At 53.6% G+C, this 19389-nt stretch carries 21 protein-coding genes; 14 read left to right on the forward strand and 7 right to left on the reverse strand.

The features are described 5' to 3' along the window. Nucleotides 1–4: 4 nt before the first annotated feature. Both mlaE and mlaF read right to left on the reverse strand, forming a co-directional pair. Nucleotides 5–787, reverse strand: coding sequence for a lipid asymmetry maintenance ABC transporter permease subunit MlaE (gene mlaE / locus LOZ86_RS20430; protein WP_010296655.1), 783 nt, complete (start codon nt 785–787; stop codon nt 5–7). A gap of 7 nt (nt 788–794) precedes the next feature. After that, nucleotides 795–1607, reverse strand: a complete 813-nt coding sequence (gene mlaF, locus LOZ86_RS20435) for a phospholipid ABC transporter ATP-binding protein MlaF (RefSeq protein WP_039482315.1) — start codon at nt 1605–1607, stop codon at nt 795–797. Nucleotides 1608–2092: 485 nt separating this feature from the next. On the opposite strand from mlaF, the gene LOZ86_RS20440 reads away from it, so the two are divergent. From LOZ86_RS20440 to rnk, 12 genes are all read left to right on the forward strand, one after another. Then, nucleotides 2093–3058 carry a calcium/sodium antiporter gene (locus LOZ86_RS20440; protein WP_039482317.1) on the forward strand — a complete coding sequence of 322 codons (966 nt, stop codon included), beginning with the start codon at nt 2093–2095 and terminating at the stop codon, nt 3056–3058. Nucleotides 3059–3132: 74 nt separating this feature from the next. Then, on the forward strand, nt 3133–4206 hold the full coding sequence (gene kdsD, locus LOZ86_RS20445) for an arabinose-5-phosphate isomerase KdsD (protein WP_230242700.1): 1074 nt from the start codon (nt 3133–3135) through the stop codon (nt 4204–4206). Nucleotides 4207–4225: 19 nt separating this feature from the next. Further along, nucleotides 4226–4792: a 3-deoxy-manno-octulosonate-8-phosphatase KdsC gene (gene kdsC, locus LOZ86_RS20450; protein ID WP_230242702.1), complete on the forward strand. Its 567-nt coding sequence runs from the start codon at nt 4226–4228 to the stop codon at nt 4790–4792. After that, nucleotides 4789–5355 carry an LPS export ABC transporter periplasmic protein LptC gene (lptC, locus tag LOZ86_RS20455; protein WP_039512744.1) on the forward strand — a complete coding sequence of 189 codons (567 nt, stop codon included), beginning with the start codon at nt 4789–4791 and terminating at the stop codon, nt 5353–5355. The genes kdsC and lptC overlap by 4 nt, the downstream gene beginning before the upstream one ends. Next, nucleotides 5336–5908, forward strand: coding sequence for a lipopolysaccharide ABC transporter substrate-binding protein LptA (gene lptA, locus LOZ86_RS20460; RefSeq protein WP_039512741.1), 573 nt, complete (start codon nt 5336–5338; stop codon nt 5906–5908). Before lptC ends, lptA begins: the two co-directional genes overlap by 20 nt. Before the next feature lie 3 nt (nt 5909–5911). Beyond that, complete coding sequence (gene lptB, locus LOZ86_RS20465; RefSeq protein WP_010296638.1) at nt 5912–6637, forward strand: LPS export ABC transporter ATP-binding protein; 726 nt, start codon at nt 5912–5914, stop codon at nt 6635–6637. A gap of 49 nt (nt 6638–6686) precedes the next feature. Next, nucleotides 6687–8120, forward strand: a complete 1434-nt coding sequence (rpoN, locus tag LOZ86_RS20470) for an RNA polymerase factor sigma-54 (protein WP_039512739.1) — start codon at nt 6687–6689, stop codon at nt 8118–8120. Nucleotides 8121–8143: 23 nt separating this feature from the next. Continuing rightward, nucleotides 8144–8431, forward strand: a complete 288-nt coding sequence (gene hpf / locus LOZ86_RS20475) for a ribosome hibernation promoting factor (RefSeq protein ID WP_010296634.1) — start codon at nt 8144–8146, stop codon at nt 8429–8431. 96 nt (nt 8432–8527) lie between these two features. Next, a complete protein-coding gene (ptsN, locus tag LOZ86_RS20480) occupies nt 8528–9001 on the forward strand; it encodes a PTS IIA-like nitrogen regulatory protein PtsN (protein WP_039512737.1) in 474 nt (157 codons plus the stop codon). Between the two features lie 154 nt (nt 9002–9155). Continuing rightward, entirely contained in the window at nt 9156–10013 is an 858-nt protein-coding gene (rapZ, locus tag LOZ86_RS20485) for an RNase adapter RapZ (protein WP_230242704.1), read from the forward strand. Nucleotides 10014–10044: 31 nt separating this feature from the next. Then, the gene (gene npr / locus LOZ86_RS20490) at nt 10045–10317 is read left to right on the forward strand and encodes a PTS phosphocarrier protein NPr (protein WP_039512734.1); all 273 of its coding nucleotides are present in this window, start codon (nt 10045–10047) and stop codon (nt 10315–10317) included. A 171-nt stretch (nt 10318–10488) separates the two neighbouring features. Then, nucleotides 10489–10899: a nucleoside diphosphate kinase regulator gene (rnk, locus tag LOZ86_RS20495; RefSeq protein WP_039512732.1), complete on the forward strand. Its 411-nt coding sequence runs from the start codon at nt 10489–10491 to the stop codon at nt 10897–10899. Between the two features lie 64 nt (nt 10900–10963). Here rnk and pmbA read toward each other — a convergent pair whose 3' ends face one another. Beyond that, nucleotides 10964–12304, reverse strand: coding sequence for a metalloprotease PmbA (gene pmbA / locus LOZ86_RS20500; protein WP_039512730.1), 1341 nt, complete (start codon nt 12302–12304; stop codon nt 10964–10966). A gap of 366 nt (nt 12305–12670) precedes the next feature. On the opposite strand from pmbA, the gene yjgA reads away from it, so the two are divergent. Next, complete coding sequence (gene yjgA / locus LOZ86_RS20505) at nt 12671–13222, forward strand: ribosome biogenesis factor YjgA (protein WP_039482337.1); 552 nt, start codon at nt 12671–12673, stop codon at nt 13220–13222. A gap of 110 nt (nt 13223–13332) precedes the next feature. On the opposite strand, the gene LOZ86_RS20510 is transcribed toward yjgA, so the two are convergent. The 4 genes from LOZ86_RS20510 to aaeX all read right to left on the reverse strand — a co-directional run bounded on the left by LOZ86_RS20510 (nt 13333) and on the right by aaeX (nt 18103). Continuing rightward, nucleotides 13333–14787, reverse strand: coding sequence for an NAD-dependent succinate-semialdehyde dehydrogenase (locus LOZ86_RS20510; protein WP_039512727.1), 1455 nt, complete (start codon nt 14785–14787; stop codon nt 13333–13335). A gap of 139 nt (nt 14788–14926) precedes the next feature. Continuing rightward, nucleotides 14927–16915: a p-hydroxybenzoic acid efflux pump subunit AaeB gene (aaeB, locus tag LOZ86_RS20515; RefSeq protein ID WP_039482342.1), complete on the reverse strand. Its 1989-nt coding sequence runs from the start codon at nt 16913–16915 to the stop codon at nt 14927–14929. Between the two features lie 11 nt (nt 16916–16926). Beyond that, nucleotides 16927–17892 (reverse strand): p-hydroxybenzoic acid efflux pump subunit AaeA, encoded by a 966-nt coding sequence (gene aaeA, locus LOZ86_RS20520; RefSeq protein WP_039482345.1) that lies wholly within the window; start codon nt 17890–17892, stop codon nt 16927–16929. 7 nt (nt 17893–17899) lie between these two features. Then, nucleotides 17900–18103 carry a p-hydroxybenzoic acid efflux pump operon protein AaeX gene (gene aaeX / locus LOZ86_RS20525; RefSeq protein ID WP_005975424.1) on the reverse strand — a complete coding sequence of 68 codons (204 nt, stop codon included), beginning with the start codon at nt 18101–18103 and terminating at the stop codon, nt 17900–17902. A 334-nt stretch (nt 18104–18437) separates the two neighbouring features. On the opposite strand from aaeX, the gene aaeR reads away from it, so the two are divergent. Further along, on the forward strand, nt 18438–19373 hold the full coding sequence (gene aaeR, locus LOZ86_RS20530) for an HTH-type transcriptional activator AaeR (protein ID WP_039482347.1): 936 nt from the start codon (nt 18438–18440) through the stop codon (nt 19371–19373). Nucleotides 19374–19389 lie beyond the last annotated feature (16 nt).

Genomic DNA, 19389 nt, shown 5'->3' on the forward strand with positions numbered 1-19389 from the left:
CGACTCAGTTCCCAAACATCAGTGCTGTCAGCACAAAATCCAATCCCAGTACCGCTAACGACGAGTGCACGACGGTTCGGGTCGTTGCACGGCTGATCCCTTCAGACGTCGGGATCGCGTCATAGCCGTTAAACAGTGCAATCCAGGTCACGGTAATCGCAAATACGATACTTTTAATCACGCAGTTCAAGACATCCTGACGCCAGTCAACTGCGCCCTGCATGGCAGACCAGAAGAACCCGCTGTCGATGCCTTTCCAGTCCACACCGACCAGCGCGCCACCCCAAATGCCCACGGCGACAAAAATCACCGCCAGCAGCGGCATGCTGATTAACCCCGCCCAGAAACGCGGCGCGACCACGCGGCGCAGCGGATCAACCGCCATCATCTCCATACTGGAGAGCTGTTCCGTTGCCTTCATCAGGCCAATTTCCGCCGTCAGCGCGGAACCCGCACGTCCGGCGAACAACAATGCCGTCACCACCGGACCAAGTTCACGCAGCAGTGACAGCGCCACCATCATGCCCAAGCTGGCCTCGGCGCTGTAAGTCGTCAGGATGAGATAGCCCTGTAACCCCAGCACCATGCCGATAAACAGGCCGGAAACCATGATGATCAGCAGCGACTGCACGCCAACGCTGTAAAGCTGTTTTACCAACAGCGGCCACTGTTTTCTGAATTCGGGTTTACCCACCAGAGCATTAAACAGCATCAGCCCGGCGCGCCCAAACGAGGCACTGGTGGAGATTCCCTGACGCCCCAACGACGCCAACGTCCGTAATAACATGACTGCGTTAACCCCCTGAACCTAGCAGCGACGCTTTATAGTCACCAGCCGGAAAACGGAAAGGCACTGGCCCGTCGGCGATACCATCCAGGAACTGACGAACCTGCGGGTCATTGTTCGCCCTCAGTTGATCCGCTGTCCCTTCCCCCACCACCCGCTTGTCGGCCACGATATACGCGTAATCGGCGATGCTCATCACCTCCGGCACATCGTGAGAAACCACAATGCAGGTCACGCCCAAAGCATGATTCAACTCATCGATGAGTTTCACCAGTATTCCCAGTGTGATCGGGTCTTGCCCAACAAAAGGCTCATCAAACATAATCAGTTCGGGGTCAAGTGCAATCGCTCTCGCCAGCGCCGCGCGCCGCGCCATGCCGCCGGAAAGCTCCGCAGGCATCAGTTCCGCCGCACCGCGTAGACCTACCGCTTCCAGCTTCATCATGACGATGCTACGCAACAGCGATTCCGGCAGTTGAGTATGTTCACGCAGCGGCCAGGCGACATTATCAAACACGTTCAAATCGGTGAATAACGCCCCAGACTGAAACAACATGCTCATTTTCTTGCGCGCGTTATACAGCTCGCTGCGCGACAGTGTCGGGATATTCTCGCCATCAAACCAAATTTCGCCGCTGTCTGGCGGTAGCTGTCCGCCAATCAGGCGCAGCAGCGTAGTTTTACCGATACCGGAAGGCCCCATAATCGCAGTGACCTTGCCTTTAGGCACATTCAGCGTGATGTCTGTAAAAATCTCTCGTTCTCCGCGCCGAAAGCTAAGACCACGGATCTCGACCAGATTAGTTGCCTCATGGTTCATTATTTCCATTCCTTACCCATCAGTACGCTCATAAAGAGGTCTTTCACTCCAGCCTAACGGCTGGCTTTCATCAAGGTGCGAGTTTTACAAAAACTTACCGTAAGTTCTTGTCCAAAATGGCGGCACAAACCGTTACTGGGTTTTACTTATCGCGACAGGTTTTACTTTTTCGCCAAGCACCGTCAGAATTAGCACTCATCACAGAAAAATGCTTTTTGTGCGAAAATCGTCCAGAAATACTGACTTATTCGACAACAGGCCGGTGATTATACACTAAATAATTCGAGTTGCAGGAAGGCGGCGACGCAGCGACAAACTCGTCAAAGACGAATTTGAGCAGCCAAAGGCTGACCTCTGGTGAGAGACAATATGTCTCTCATTCATCCCCGGGAGCTTACATCAGTAAGTGACTGGGGTGAGAGAGAAAAGCCAACGCACATGCAGCTTGAAGTATGATGGGTATATATCCTATTAAAGGACGCTGCATGCTTTTTGCAACACTACTCTTGTTCGTTGGTTTGCTATTACTGGTTTACGGTGCCGATCGTCTTGTCTATGGTGCCGCCGTGCTTGCGCGTTCTCTTGGCTTACCTCCTTTCGTCATTGGCATCACTATTGTCGGCTTTGGCACCTCGCTACCCGAGCTGATTGTTTCGGTTACTGCTGCCTTAAACGATCAACGCGACATGGCCGTTGGTAATGTTCTGGGCTCCAATATCACCAATATTTTACTCATTCTCGGCAGCGCGGCACTCATTCGCCCGCTAACGGTACATTCGGCCATCCTGCGCCGGGAATTACCGCTCATGTTGTCCGTCACTTTATTGTGTGGTGTTTTACTGCATGATAGCTACCTGAGCCGTGCCGACGGCATAATGCTGCTCTTGGCCGCCATTCTGTGTCTGGTGTTGATACTTCGCATGGCACAACAGGCGCAGCGAGAAGGCGGCGATAGCCTGACGCGCGAACAGCTGGCGGAACTCCCGCAGGATGACAGCAGCCAGATGGTCGCCGTGTTGTGGCTGATTCTCGGTATGATTATTTTACCCATGGCCGCCCGCATGGTGGTGGATAACGCCACCGTCATTGCACGCTACTTCGATGTCAGCGAGTTGACCATCGGGCTGACCATATTGGCGATTGGCACCAGCCTGCCTGAGCTTGCTACCGCCATCGTCGGGACGTTGAAGAAAGAAGATGACATTGCGCTGGGCAACCTGATTGGCTCGAACATTTTTAATATCGCGATTGTTCTGGGCGTACCTGCTCTGTTCTCGCCAGGCGCACTGAACCCTCAGGTTTTTCAGCGCGACTATTGGGTCATGCTGGCGGCAAGCGTGCTATTAACCGCACTGTGCCTCAGCAAAAAACGCCGTATAGGACAGGGCCCTGGCGCATTATTATGTTGCGCATTTATCGCCTATCTGACGGCCCTATTTTGCTTTTCATAAGCAGTTTTGTTTTTCATAAGAAGTTTTGTTTTTCATAAGACGCTCTGTTTTTCATCATAATCAGGACTATTGGTATGTCACAGTTTGAACAAGATGCGCATCTAAAACAGCAGTCTGACCGTGCACTATCCGATCATGCATCACAAGCCGATCACTCGCGACAAAAGGCTCATGAACTACCCGCGGATTTCGATTTCCAGCAGGCCGGCAAGCAGGTACTGAGTATCGAACGCGATGGGCTTGCGCAATTAGATCAATACATTGACGACAATTTTACCCTCGCCTGCAAAAAGATATTTCACTGCGAAGGCAAAGTGGTGGTAATGGGAATGGGCAAATCCGGCCATATCGGCTGCAAAATTGCCGCGACCTTCGCCAGCACCGGCACACCTGCTTTTTTTGTTCATCCCGGCGAAGCCAGCCACGGTGACCTCGGCATGGTGACGCCACACGATATCGTGATCGCCATTTCCAACTCTGGCGAGTCCCATGAAATTCTGTCGCTGATTCCCGTTCTGAAACGCCAGAAAGTATTCCTGATCTGCATGACCAGCGCACCGGAAAGTATAATGGGGAAAACAGCGGATATTCACCTGTGTGTTCATGTCCCACAGGAAGCCTGCCCGCTCGGTCTGGCGCCCACCACCAGCACTACTGCAACGCTGGTCATGGGAGATGCGCTGGCCGTAGCCTTGTTACAGGCGCGCGGCTTTACCGCAGAAGATTTCGCCCTTTCTCACCCTGGTGGCGCACTCGGCCGCAAACTTTTACTGCGCGTCAGCGATATCATGCATTCGGGCGATGAGATTCCCCATGTCCCACACGATGCCTCATTACGTGATGCGCTGGTGGAAATTACGCGCAAAAATCTGGGTATGACGGTAATCTGCGAGGCGGATATGAAAATTCAGGGCATCTTTACCGATGGTGACCTGCGCCGTATCTTCGACATGAATATTGACTTGAACAGCGCGCGCATTGCTGATGTGATGACCGCGGGCGGCATCCGGGTCGCACCGCAAACGCTGGCGGTGGATGCACTTAACCTGATGCAGTCGCGCCACATCACCTCCGTGCTGGTGGCAGAAAACGATCGTCTGGTCGGGATCGTCCATATGCACGATATGCTGCGGGCTGGCGTGGTTTAAAAAGAAAGGATAATAGTGAATGAGTGAAGTCAGGGCGCAAACCGATACCTGCTATGGGTCTGTCGATCAACAGGTACTGGATAAAGCCCGTGAGGTTCGCCTGTTAATCTGCGACGTTGACGGCGTGATGTCCGATGGTCTGATTTATAGGGGTAATCACGGCGAAGAGCTGAAAGCCTTTAACGTCCGCGACGGTTATGGTATTCGCTGCTTGCTGACATCCGATATTGAGGTTGCCATCATTACCGGGCGTTCAGCAAAATTGCTGGAAGATCGGTGTAAAACGCTGGGCATTAACCATCTTTATCAGGGGCAATCGGATAAGGTTTTGGCCTTCAACGATCTGTTGGATAAACTGTCAGTAACGGCAAATCAGGTCGCGTATATCGGCGACGATATGATCGACTGGCCAGTGATGGCACAGGTCGGGCTGAGCGTTGCCGTGGCTGATGCCCATCCGCTGTTATTGCCGCGCGCAGATTATGTCACCCGCATTGCGGGAGGCCGCGGCGCAGTACGTGAGCTGTGTGATTTGATTCTGTTCTCGCAGGACAAGCTGGAGCATGCCAAAGGGTTGTCAATATGAGTAAAACCAAGCGTTGGCTCACCGCTTTTCTGGCTCTGTTGGTGCTTATCCTCATCGGCTGGAATATTGCGGATGAGGACACGGTAACAGCACCGGATGCAAACGACCCCGCCGTGCCAGTTTATACCAGCGAAAAGACCAACACGCAGGTATACAGCCCCGCCGGTAAGCTGAGCTACAGACTGATTTCGGAAAAAGCGGAGTATTTCAACGACGAACAGTTGAGCTGGTTTACCACGCCTGTTGCCACGTTGTTCAATGAACAGGGTACGGCAACCTGGTCAGTACGCGCCGATCGCGCCAAGCTGACAAAAGACAAGATGCTCTATTTGTACGGCAACGTCGAGGTGAATAGCCTGACGAAAGACGCACAGCTTCAGCGCATCACAACGAATAATGCCCAGGTGAATCTGGTAACGCAGGACGTCTCCTCCGATGATGAAGTCACCCTGTACGGTGCCAGCTTTACCTCAAGCGGAATGAAAATGCGCGGGAATCTGCGTAACAAAACGGCCGAGTTGATCGAAAAGGTAAAAACCTCTTATGAAATCCAAAACCAATAATCTGATGCGTAACACCCTGATCGCCAGCTCGCTGTTCGCCGTCAGCGTTTCCGCCGTTGCCGTCACTGGCGATAGCAACCAACCTATTCACATTGATTCAGCACAGCAATCTCTGGACATGCAGGGCAATACGGTGACGTTCACCGGCAATGTTGTCGTAAAACAAGGGACGATTGAGGTGAAAGCCGATAAGGTCGTCGTGACGCGTCCACAAGGCACGCAAGGCAGTGAAGTGGTGGAAGGTTACGGCAACCCCGTGACGTTCTACCAGATGCAGGACAATGGCAAGCCGGTGAAAGGTCACGCACAGAAAATCCGCTACGAGCTGGCCAAAGACTTTCTGGTACTCACAGGCAATGCTTATCTGGAACAGCAGGACAGCAATGTCAAAGGCGATCGCATCACTTATCTGGTGAAACAGCAGCAGATGGAAGCGACCAGCGATAAAGGAAAACGCGTGACGACGGTGTTGGTTCCTTCTCAGCTTCAGGAGAAAGAGAACAAGAGCCAGCCTTCTCGTTCTCAGCAACCGCAACCACGGGTCACCGAATAAGTTATGGCAACATTAACCGCAGAAAATCTAGCCAAGGCGTACAAAGGCCGTAAGGTCGTAGAAAACGTCAGCCTCACCGTTAATTCTGGTGAAATCGTCGGCCTGCTCGGGCCGAACGGTGCTGGCAAAACGACAACGTTCTACATGGTGGTGGGCATCGTCCCGCGTGATGAAGGACGCATCGTCATTGACGACGATGACATCAGCCTGCTTCCTTTGCACGAACGTGCGCTGCGCGGCATCGGCTATCTGCCGCAGGAAGCCTCTATCTTCCGTCGCTTAAGCGTGTATGACAATCTGATGGCGGTGTTACAGATCCGTAAAGATCTGACGACCGAACAGCAGGAAGATCGTGCCAATGAGCTAATGGAAGAATTCCATATTATTCATTTGCGCGATAGTCTGGGACAATCGCTGTCCGGTGGAGAAAGACGCCGCGTAGAGATTGCGCGTGCGCTGGCAGCGAATCCGAAGTTCATCCTGCTGGATGAACCGTTTGCGGGCGTAGACCCGATCTCCGTACTGGATATTAAAAAAATCATTGAGCATCTGCGTGACAGCGGGCTTGGCGTGTTGATTACCGATCATAACGTCCGCGAAACGCTTGATGTCTGTGAACGAGCCTACATCGTGAGTCAGGGTAACCTGATCGCCCACGGTTCACCGACCGATATTCTGGCCGATGAACAGGTAAAACGCGTGTATCTGGGCGAAGGCTTCCGACTCTGATAGGGTAATATTTTATCTTTGCAGTACTTATGGGACGTTAGCGCGATTTATGAAGCAAGGTTTGCAACTCAGGCTTAGCCAGCAACTGGCCATGACTCCACAGCTCCAACAGGCGATCCGTCTGTTGCAACTGTCCACGCTTGAATTGCAACAGGAGATTCAACTGGCGTTAGAAAGTAATCCGTTGCTCGAACAAACGGATCAGCACGACGAAATCGAGTCATTTGAAAAGGCAGACAGCGATTCACTGGATACCGGTGAAGCTCTTGAACAAAGGGATATGCCGGAAGAATTGCCGCTTGATGCCACCTGGGATGAAATCTACTCCGCAGGCACGCCGTCAGGCACCGGCACCGACTATCGCGATGAAGAGCTGCCGATTTATCAAGGCGAAACCACGCAAACGCTTCAGGACTACCTGATGTGGCAGGTTGAGCTGACGCCGTTTTCAGACACCGACGCCGCCATCGCGACCTCTATCGTCGATGCCGTGGACAACACTGGCTACCTGACCGTGCCGCTGGAAGACATTCTTGACAGCATCGGTGATGACGACGTGACGCTGGAAGAAGTCGAAGCCGTACTCAAACGCGTGCAGCGCTTCGATCCCGTTGGCGTCGCCGCTCGCGATCTGCGCGATTGCCTGCTGGTGCAGCTTTCCCAATTCGCCGACAGCACGCCACGTCTGGCTGAAGCTCGTCTGATCGTCAGCGATCATCTCGATCTGTTAGCCAACCATGATTTCCGCAGTCTGATCCGTGTAACGCGCCTGAAAGAAGACGTGCTGAAAGAAGCACTGGCGCTGATCCAGTCGCTCGATCCCCGCCCTGGGCAGTCGATCAACACGGGTGAATCCGAATACGTCATCCCTGACGTGCTGGTTCGTAAAGTTCAGGGAATCTGGTCCGTTGAACTGAACACTGACAGCGTTCCCCGCTTGCAGATTAACCAGCAATACGCTGCGCTGGGTAACAGCGCGCGCAACGACAGCGACGGACAGTTTATCCGCAGCAATCTGCAAGAAGCGCGCTGGCTCATCAAAAGCCTGGAAAGTCGCAACGACACACTACTGAAAGTGACTCGCTGCATCGTCGAGCAACAGCAGGATTTCTTCGAGCAGGGTGAAGAATTCATGAAACCCATGGTACTGGCAGACATCGCGCAGGCAGTGGATATGCATGAATCCACCATCTCACGCGTGACGACACAAAAGTTCCTGCACAGCCCACGTGGCATTTTTGAACTAAAATATTTCTTCTCCAGCCACGTTAATACCGATAGCGGCGGAGAAGCGTCGTCAACGGCAATCCGCGCGCTGGTGAAGAAGCTTATCGCGGCGGAAAACCCCGTGAAACCACTAAGCGATAGCAAGCTGACGGCGCTGCTCTCCGATCAGGGCATCATCGTGGCGCGTCGAACCGTGGCAAAATACCGAGAGTCTTTATCTATCCCACCATCGAATCAGCGTAAACAACTGGTTTGATCTCAACAGAGAAGGAAGACACTATGCAGCTCAACATTACCGGACACCACATCGATATCACTGAACCACTGCGTGATTTTGTGAATGGCAAGTTTGCCAAATTAGAGCAGTATTTTGACCGGATTAATCAGGTCAATGTGGTATTGAGAGTGGAAAAAGTTCAGCAAATTGCCGAGGCCACGCTCCACGTTAATGGCGGCGAGCTGCATGCAACCTCAGAGGCGGCAGATATGTACGCCGCGATAGATTTATTGATTGATAAGCTGGCGAGACAGCTCAATAAGCATAAAGATAAACTTAAGCAGCACTAATTTTCTCCTTTGCCGTTTGGCAAAGGAACAAACTCGGCCCATCCATCGGGTGGGTCGGGATCACCAGAAGTGAAAGCGTCGTTAAGTGAAAATAAAATGAACCACGATCCCGTATTGCAGCTCAGCACCGTATTACGTCCTGAGTGCACCCGAAGCACCGTCCACTGCCAGAGTAAGAAACGGGCATTGGAAATTATCAGCGAGCTGGCCGCAAAGCAGCTTAACATTCCTTCGCAGATTATTTTTGATGCCATCCTCACCCGCGAACGCATGGGCAGCACGGGAATCGGCGGCGGCATTGCCATTCCTCACGGTAAGCTGGAAGACGATAATGCGCTGGGTGCCATCGGTGTTTTCATCCAGTTAGAGCAACCGATCGCTTTCGATGCTATTGATAATCAGGCCGTTGATCTGCTTTTTGCCTTGCTGGTTCCGGCGGAACAATGTAAAACCCATTTGCATACCCTATCGCTTGTTGCCAAGCGACTGGCGGATAAAACGGTTTGCCGACGCCTACGCGCGGCGCAAAGCGATGAAGAGCTGTACCTGATTATGACGGAAGCGGGTTAAACCAGACGATCGTCATACTCACGATGACGGGCTATTCGCAGTAGAACGAGAGAATACTTGCAATCCGTGCGCTAAGCCGTCATTTTTTAGCGATACATCATAAAAATCATGGCAATGAAAATTCGCCATCACGTTGCCAGAGGGGAGTCGTCAGATGGTACTGATGATTGTCAGCGGTCGCTCAGGTTCAGGGAAATCTGTCGCCCTGCGCGCACAGGAAGATATGGGGTTCTACTGCGTAGATAACCTGCCAGTGGTTCTACTGCCAGAACTGGCTAATACGCTTGCGGCGCGTAACATTTCCGCAGCGGTCAGCATTGACGTGCGCAATATGCCGGAATCCCCAGAGATCTTCGAGCATGCCATGGAGCAACTGCCACCCAGCTTCTCGCCTCAATTGCTGTTTCTGGATGCCGATCGCAATACGTTGATCCGCCGCTATAGCGATACCCGTCGCCTGCACCCGCTGTCCAGCAAGAATCTGTCGCTGGAAAGCGCTATTGATGAAGAAAGCGACCTGCTGGAACCACTACGTTCACGCGCCGATCTGATTATCGATACCTCAGAGATGTCGGTGCACGAACTGGCTGAGATGCTGCGTACTCGACTGCTCGGCAAGCGGGAACGCGAACTCACGATGGTGTTCGAATCATTCGGATTCAAGCATGGCATTCCTATCGATGCGGATTATGTCTTTGACGTGCGCTTCCTGCCAAACCCACACTGGGATCCGAAACTGCGCCCGATGACCGGTCTGGATAAGCCCGTCGCCTCATTCCTCGACAGACATACCGAAGTTCACAACTTCATCTACCAGACACGCAGCTATCTGGAACTGTGGCTGCCGATGCTGGAAACCAATAATCGTAGCTATCTGACTGTTGCCATTGGCTGTACCGGCGGTAAACACCGTTCCGTCTACGTTGCTGAACAGCTGGCAGACTACTTCCGCTCACGCGGTAAGAACGTACAGTCGCGCCACCGTACGCTGGAAAAACGTAAACCCTCATAATATTCAGCAAGACAGTGCAGCCAGGTACCCCATGACAGTCCAGCAAACGGTTGAAATAAAAAACAAGCTGGGCATGCACGCTCGCCCAGCGATGAAGTTGTTCGAGCTGGTGCAGAGCTTTGATGCAGAAGTGATACTGCGCAATGACAGCGGCACCGAAGCCGAAGCCAGCAGCGTGATTGCCATGCTGATGCTGGATTCCGCCAAAGGGCGTCTCATCGAGGTAGAAGCCACTGGTCCGGATGAAGCACAGGCGCTTACCGCCGTCATCGAGCTGTTCGAAGCCGGGTTCGACGAGGACTAGCTATTTCCTTAGCCAGCTATCTGCCAGCCTTCGTGACAAGGATCGCTTCACTTTCCCTTCCGAACCTCCTACTATCTACCTATATAAATCATAATATTTTCTTATACCCCCTGCTCCTTTGGGCGCGGGGGTTATTTTTATATCATCTGAAAATACCAACTGGAGAGGAGTATGACGAAACCTAACCTGACAATCAGTGAATTGGATGCGGAACGTCTGGATATGTTATTGGAGCAGCCCGCCTTTGCGGACAGCGATATCGCACAGGCGTTGAATGAGGAGCTGGATCGGGCAGACATTCTGCCTGCGGCATCGATTCCCTCACATGTCGTCACCATGAATAGTCGGGTGCGTTTCCGCGATCTGAATACCAACGAAGAGCACATCCGCACGCTGGTTTATCCAGCCGCAGTGAAGGACAGCAAAGAACCGCTGTCGGTGATGGCTCCGCTGGGTGCGGCACTATTGGGAATGCATGTGGGAAATTCGATCACCTGGCAATTGCCAAACGGTGAAGAAACGCGAATTGAAGTACTAGAACTACTCTATCAGCCAGAAGCTGCGGGCGAGTACCACCGCTAAGTCAGAGATAGAGTAACAGCCGTCGGACACTGCCGACGGCGACGGTTACTCACGAAGAGCAGGCTTATTCCCCTGCGATCTTCATCGCTGGCAGCAGAACGGAACCACATTGGATATTGCTTCGGGTTTCGATATCATTCCCCACCGTCACAATATTACGCAGCATGTCTTTCAGGTTACCCGCGATCGTAATCTCGCTGACCGGATATTGAATTTCGCCGTTTTCGACCCAGAAGCCGGATGCTCCACGGGAATAGTCACCCGTCACACCGCTTACCCCCTGCCCCATCAGTTCGGTCACCAGCAGGCCTTTGCCCATCTGTTTCAACATACCGTTGAAATCCAGACCCTGTCCGGCAATCCGCCAGTTATGAATACCACCCGCATGGCCGGTACTCTGCATGCCCAGCTTACGCGCGGAGTAGCTTGTCATGAGCCAAGTCTGCAACACGCCCGCCTTCACAATGTCACGCGCCTGCGTCCGTACGCCTTCGCTGTCGAACGGCGTAGAAGCCAGCCCTTTGAGCAAGTGCGGTTGCTCCTCAATCGTTAGCCACTCCGGCAGAATCTGCTGACCGAGCTTATCCAGCAGGAAGGTCGATTTACGATAAACGCTGCCGCCGCTGATGGCGCCAACCAAATGGCCAAACAGGCCCGTCGCCACCTCCGCAGAAAACATCACCGGTGCCTGCATGGTGGGCAGTTTACGCGGTGACAAGCGGGATAATGTGCGGCGCGCGCACTCTTCGCCCACCCATTCCGGGCTGCGCAAGTCATCCAACGCACGGCCGACGCTATAGGCATAATCCCGCTCCATATCGCCATTCACTTCGGCAATCACACAGCTGGACATGGAGTGACGGCTAGAGCAGTAGCTTTTCAGTAGGCCGTGGCTATTGCCGAACACCTTCACACCGTAGTGGCTGTTAAAACTGCCACCTTCGGTGTTAGTGATGCGCTTGTCTGCCTGTAATGCGGCCTGCTCTGCGCGAGCGGCTAATTCAATGCCGCGATCCGCATCCAGCTCGGTCGGATGGAACAGATCCAGATCCGGCGTGTCGAACGCCAGAAGATCCCGATCCGCCGGACCAGCAAAAGGATCGACAGAGGTATAACGCGCAATATCCAGCGCGGCCTGTACGGTACGGGCTATCGCATCCGGGCTGAGATCGGTAGACGATGCGCTGCCTTTACGCTGTTGGTGATAAACCGTAATGCCCAACGCGCCATCGCTGTTGAATTCAACATTTTCAACCTCACCATAACGGGTACTGACGCTAATGCCCGTCGTTTTTGACACCGCGACTTCTGCCGCATCAGAACCGGCACGCGCCAGTTCCAGCGCCTGAGCAACCGCGAGCTCCAGCGCTTTACGCTGCTCTGCAACCTGAGTAGTTATCGTCATTGTTCTGCCATAATGAGTGGAAGAAAGCTCACCATCATCCCCACTCGAAAAATAGGAGTGGAGAGAAATACGCTCTAAATAATTCAAGTTTCAGGAAGGCGGCAAGCGAAGGAATCCCGATGAGCTTACTCAAGTAAGTGATTCGGGTGACTGAACGCAGCCAACGCACATGCAACTTGAAGTATGACGAGCATAAAATGGTGTAGCATAATGCTTTCTAGTCTAACAGGATCTACGGACAATTTCGCCCAAAGCCCAAACCTGTTAGTATCAGCCTCTTTTTTCTGGTGGGCACGCTGTTCACCATCCCGGAGCCGCTACACGTAGCGTTACGAATTGCTCCTGGACACTTTTTAGGAGCCAACCATGAAGCAAAAATACGAAGACTGGCTGAACGACGCCCCCGATAACCAAGAAGACGACGAAGATGATGAAATTATCTGGGTCAGCAAAAGTGAAATAAAGCGCGATGCCGAAGCGCTGAAAGATCTCGGCGCGGAACTGGTCGAGCTGGGCAAGAACGCCCTGGAGAAGATCCCGTTGGACGATGATCTGCGTGCGGCAGTGGAACTGGCGCAGCGAATCAAGAAAGAAGGCCGCCGCCGTCAGCTACAGCTGATTGGTAAAATGCTGCGCGCCCGCGATCCAGAGCCGATCCAAACCGCGCTGGATAAGCTGAACAACCGTCATAATCAGCAGGTGGCGTTATTCCATAAACTGGAACAGCTGCGTGACCGTCTGATTGAAGAAGGTGACGATGTGGTTCCTGATATTCTGGCGCTGTATCCTCACGCTGACCGTCAGCAGTTGCGTTCTCTGGTGCGTAATGCGCAGAAAGAGAAAGCGACGAATAAGCCGCCGAAATCCGCCCGCCAGATCTTCCAGTATCTGCGCGAACTGGCTGAAACCACAGACTAACGGCGATCGTGGGATGAGGAGTCTGACTCACTCATCCCATGTATTACTCTATTGTCTTACCGGTATTCAATCGGATTCACGACCAATTCCGAGCACAACATCCATTCAGATCACAACCCGCCCAAATGCCAGGTTTTCACTTCCAGAAACTCGTCCAGCCCTAAAACAGAGCCTTCGCGGCCTAATCCTGACTCTTTCACACCGCCGAAGGGGGCCAACTCGGTTGAAACCGCGCACTCGTTAATGCCAATCATGCCGCTCTCCAACGCTTCTGCCACGCGGAACACTCGCTGCAAATTCTGGCTGTAGAAGTAAGCCGCCAGACCAAACGGCGTATTGTTGGCGCGCTGAATCACTTCTTCTTCCGTTTTGAAACGGAAACAGGGAGCAATCGGGCCAAACGTTTCTTCCTGCGCCAGTAACATCGCTTCGTTGGCATCAACAATCACCGTCGGCTCAAAGAAGCTGTGGCCCAGCTTGTGCCGTTTACCACCGACAAGCGTCTTACCCCCCTTTTTCACCGCGTCATTGACGTGCTTTTCCACCTTCTCGACAGCAGCATCGTCAATCAGCGGGCCGAGCACGACGCCGTCATCCATACCGTTGCCGACCTTCAGATTCTTCACTTCTTCCGCGAGCAGAGAGACAAACTCATCGTAGACGCCGTCCTGAATATAAAACCGGTTGGCGCTAACACAGACCTGACCTGCGTTACGGAAACGGTTAGCTATCGCGCCTTTCACTGCGGCCTGAATATCTGCGTCATCAAACACGATATAAGGCGCGTTGCCGCCCAGCTCCATCGACACTTTCTTCATGGTCTCTGCGGCATTACGCACCAGCGTTTTCCCTACTTCTGTCGAGCCGGTGAAGGAAATTTTGCGCACTTTATCGCTCGCCATGACGGTATCGCTGATCGCCTGCGTGTCGCCCGCCACGCCGTTGAGTACACCATCCGGCACACCTGCCTGCTGTGCCAGCGCCAACAACGCAAACGCAGACAGCGGTGTGTTGTTCGCGGGTTTGATAACACCGGTACATCCCGCGGCCAGGGCTGGCCCCAGCTTCCGCGTCAGCATCGCCAGCGGGAAATTCCACGGCGTAATGGCGACAACGACCCCAACGGGTTCACGCGTGGCGTAAATCTTCGATCCGAGCTTAGCAGGCGGAATAATCTCACCGTTCGCCCGCTTGCCCTGCTCAGCAAACCACTGAATGAAATTCGCCGCGTAAACAACTTCGCCTTCGGCTTCCTGCACGGGTTTGCCCTGCTCGGCGGTCATCAACTCCGCCAGATAGCGTTTATTTTCCAGAATCAGCTCGTACCAGCGATACAGAATTTCAGAACGCTCCTTCGCGGTTTTACGCTTCCAAGCAGGAAAGGCGGCATAGGCGGCGTCAATCGCCGCCTGCGCCTCTTTCTTTCCCGCTTTCGCCACGCTGGCAATCGACTCGCCCGTCGCCGGATTCACGACCTCGAAGGTCGCGCCGCTCTGCTGCCATTTCCCCGCAGCAAAGTAGCCCGTTTTAAACAGTTCATGATCCTGCAAATTTTGTCCTGACATCGTATTACCTCCTGAAAAGGGTCATATTCCATGACGTTATGAGTGAAGCTATAGATAATTCAGTATAGAAGTGATGGGCAAGGGCTGCGGTACTCTCGGATTAATCGTCAGAGTTACCGCTTCACCTCGCCCACTGAGATTAGTTGCTCAGCGCATGCTGATAATCACGCAGGATCCCGGTCAATCGCCCGACAGGCGCTGTTACGCTCGGCGGTAGCTGCTGTTCTGTCAGCATCTGCTGATAGCGTTCAAGCTCGTCCAACAGCTGCGTGAAATAGCGGCTGCGCGTGCTATCGCGTCGGGCCGAAATCACCTGCTCCGCCGTTGCACGAATCTGGCGATGAAAGGCAGACAGCGCCGCATTTTGTGGAATATCCAGCGTTCTCAGGCGCTGGTGCATGATGATTAGCCACAGTGCGAGGCGATACTTGGCAATATCGTCAGGGAAGCGGCTCAGCAGCAGAAACAGCTGTTGATACAGCGCTGGCAGGTGGTTTTCCTTACGCCGCGCCGTGTTGGTCGTCAGCGCCGAGACCGCGCCATACACAAAGCGGTTCAGCAGCGTTCTCCCCGTGTGTGCCTTGGTGTTATCCCGGATCAACAGGATCACCATCAACGCCAGAAAACAGCCGATGATCTGGCCGATCGCGCTGTCCAGAAACTGACTGACGTTGAACGTCATCGGGTTATCCAACACCAGAATATTGATCGTACTGGCCAAGGCACCCAGTGAGCCGAGTCGACGTTTTTGTACTTCAAGCCCAAGAAAGAAAGCCATTGCCCCCAGACTCAGGCACAGCAGCAGCATACTTTGCTGCGTTGACGGCATGATAAACATGAACATCACCGCACCCAGCGGCAGCGCGTAGATCGTCCCGAAAAGAAAATCCTTCGCCATCATCTGCGGGTTCGGCAACCGCATGGCAAGCGACGTCACCACCGCAATCATCACCATACACACGCTGCCAGAGGTCCAGCCAGTGCTCAGCCAGAACAGACAGCCCAGCGCCGTTGCCACGCCAGTGCGTAAGCCATTAATCATGGCGTGATGCGTTTCAGCTGATGGCACTTTAATTTCCACCTCGCTGTTCAGCACATCAGCTTCAATCGTATTGATACGCCCGTTGGTCTGCACGCCCTTCGCCAACAGCAGGTAGCGCGTCGCCGCGCCGACCCAACTGATCAGCATCGGCGGCACGTCACGGCTGTCCGCCGCAATCAGGTGGCGCAATGCTTTCACACGGCAATGCACATCGCGAAACGACTCAACAGGCTGATCCAACACTTGTTTCAGGCTGCTTTTTACGGGAGTCGGGGCGTCCTGCAAAATCAGGTAGGTTTCACACGCCTGTGTAATCATCGTGAGCGATTGCGTATGCAGCGACGTTAAGCGGCGATTGCTGTTCTGCCAGCGCGAGGACTCCAGCATCAGGCTGCTGTGCATGCCGTTCAGCGCGGTTGTTTTGCGTACCAGCGCGTGCCATGCCTTGTCTATTGCGTCTTTCTCCGCCCCGCTCATGCAGAGTTGCAGTAACCGATACTGATCCACCAATAGTTCGCCGATACTGCGGTCAACATCCTGCTTGATCGAGCGCGGTGAGAACAGCAAATCCGCCAGAATCGCACAGACAATGCCCAACACAATCTCGCTACAGCGTTCCACGGCAAACTGCGGCGTCAGCAGCGGTGTCCCCTGCGTCGACACAATAATAATCAGCGCGGTATAGCCCGCCAGCCCAAACACATAGGCGTTTTCGACTTTAACCAGCGAGGAAACCCAAGTGCAGAGGCCAGCCCAAATGCAGCACAGCATCAACATCACAACCGGTGCGCGAACGGTAGCGATAATGATGACAAGTGCGCCGATACAACCGATAAAGGTGCCGACAACACGTAGCATGCCACGATGGCGAATGGCGCCAGAAAATGGCTCACCGCCTGCGGCGAATGCAGGGCCAGCAGCGACGATCGCCGCCGTCAGCACCGACCAGCGCGGCGTTTCCAACTGGAGATGGAAGCCCAGAAACAGGGACAGCACAATCGCGAAGCTCAGTTTGAAAGCGAAGCGAAGGCGCGCAAACTTTGGCGTCGTAAAAAACATAGAGCCTGTTAGCGACGGAGTTTTCATCATCGCCTCACTTAGCCGAACTCACGCAGGCGATAAAGGAGACGGATAAGCGGCGACGGCTCTTTATCATTGTTGACCTGCTCACCGGTGATCACTACGGTGGCCGTGGTGCCAGCCGGGTAGAGGTCGCCCATTTGGCGATCGAGGCGAATTTTTACCGGCACACGCTGCGCCAGACGCACCCATTCCAGATTGGAATCCACGTTGGCCAGGCCTTTACTGTTCGCGCTGTTACTGTTGTTATTCACCCCAGCCGCCACGCTATCGACCGTGCCATAAAATATCTTTTCGCTACCCAGCGGCGTAATCTCCACCCGGTAGCCACGACGCACGCCTTCAAGCTTGGTTTCTTCCATGTACGCCAGCAGGTAGAACGAATCCTTCTTCACCAGCGCCACCGCCGTGTTACCGCGCTCAATGAACTCACCGCTTTGCACATGCAGGTTGGTCACCCAGCCGTCGGCAGGGGCACGTACCACGGTGCGTTCCAGCTCCAGTTGCGCCAATGACAATACCGCCTGCGCTTTAGCAAGCTGGTGCGTGGCAGTTTCCAATGCGTTACTGGACTGATCGATATTTTCCTGTGACATCGCACTAATGCCCAGTCGCGCCCGGCGTCCTGATTCCCGACGTTTTTCCGTCGCCAGCGCCTGATAATAGGCAACATCCGCTTCCGCCTGCGCCACGGCCTGATGGTAGCGCGGCTGGTCGATGACAAACAGCACGTCCCCTTTGTTCACCAGCTGATTATCCGTAACGCGAACATCGCTCAATAACCCGCTGACGTCCGGCGCAATCGCCACGACATCCGCCGTAAATTTGGCATCGCGCGTCCAGGGTGATTCGGTATAGAACGCCCAAACACGAAAAATCGCCACAATGGCACACAGCACAATCACCAGTGTGATGACCACGCGGCTCAGTTTTTTGATCAGCACGGCCTGCTGTCTAAACAAGGGTAAAAAGAAAGCTTTCACAGACACCTCACAGACCGTAACGGAACAATAAATAAAACAGACAGCAGAACAGCGCACTATTAAACAGCGCAGGATGCCAGACGAAGTCATAGATACCCGTCGGTTGCAGCAGGCGGTTCACGACAAAAAACAGGGTCAGCGATACCAGCAAGACAAAAAATACCGGGGGAAATGACAGCCCAAACAGCACCATAACCGGGAGTGAACTCATCCTCTTTTCCTTTTTCTATTAGAGAGCGGTAACGAGCAGGTGCGCTACCGGGTGGTAAATTATGTCGTCTGGCACGGCCTTTCAGCACCGACAACAAAGCCTCATCCCGCAGGCGGGTAGCCAACGGATGGGATAGCGTTAAACTGATGAATAGCGATGTCAGCAGGGGCTGACTAACGATGGGAAATCAGCGTATTACTCTAATTGGGTAAATAAACACAATCATTGAATGGCTCTGTTCTGCCCAGAACCACCGGATAGGCTATATTATGGATGCTTATTATCACCTTATCTACATAGCGTGATCTAAATCACTTTTAAGCCAGAGTGAATAATGGAAAGACTAAAGAGTATGTCGGTGTTTGCCCGCGTGGTGGAATTTGGTTCTTTTACCGCCGCGGCCCGTCAGTTGCAGATGAGCGTATCCGCCGTCAGCCAGACCGTTACCAAGCTTGAAGATGAGCTACAGATTAAGCTGCTTAATCGCAGTACGCGCAGCATTGGTTTGACGGAAGCGGGGAAAATCTATTACCACGGCTGTCGCCGCATGCTGCATGAGGCGCATGAGGTCCATGAGCAGCTTTACGCCTTCAACAACACGCCGATCGGCACGCTGCGCATCGGCAGTTCTTCCACTATGGCGCAGAATGTGTTGTCCACCATGACTGCCGCGATGCTGAAGGAATATCCTGGTTTATCCGTCAACCTGGTCACCGGGATTCCCGCTCCCGATCTGATTGCAGACGGGCTGGATATCGTTATCCGCGTCGGTGCACTACAGGATTCCAGCCTGTTCTCGAAACGATTAGGCTCGATGCCGATGGTGGTCTGTGCCGCAAAAAGCTATCTGGCACAGCACGGCACGCCGGATAAACCGGCAGATATGGTGAATTTTTCCTGGTTGGAATACAGCGTACGTCCCGACAGCGAATTCGAGCTGATCGCCCCGGAAGGCATTTCGACCCGCGTCACACCACAAGGGCGCTTTGTCACTAACGACCCACAAACGCTGGTGCGCTGGCTCAAGACGGGTGCGGGCATCGCGTACATTCCGCTTATGTGGGTTGTGGACGAAATCAATCGCGGCGAAATCGAGATTCTGTTCAACCGCTACCACTCCGACCCGCGCCCGGTCTACGCGCTCTACACCCGCAAAGACAACCTGCCGCTGAAAGTACAAGTCTGCATTAACTACATGACGGAATACTTCAAAAACGTCGCCCTGACGTATCAGGGCTATCGGCAGAATCATAGCGAGGAAAAAAAGTAGGTTTTGCAAAGAGGAA

The organism is Pectobacterium parvum (genome assembly GCF_020971565.1).
GTDB classification, from domain to species: Bacteria; Pseudomonadota; Gammaproteobacteria; order Enterobacterales; family Enterobacteriaceae; genus Pectobacterium; species Pectobacterium polare.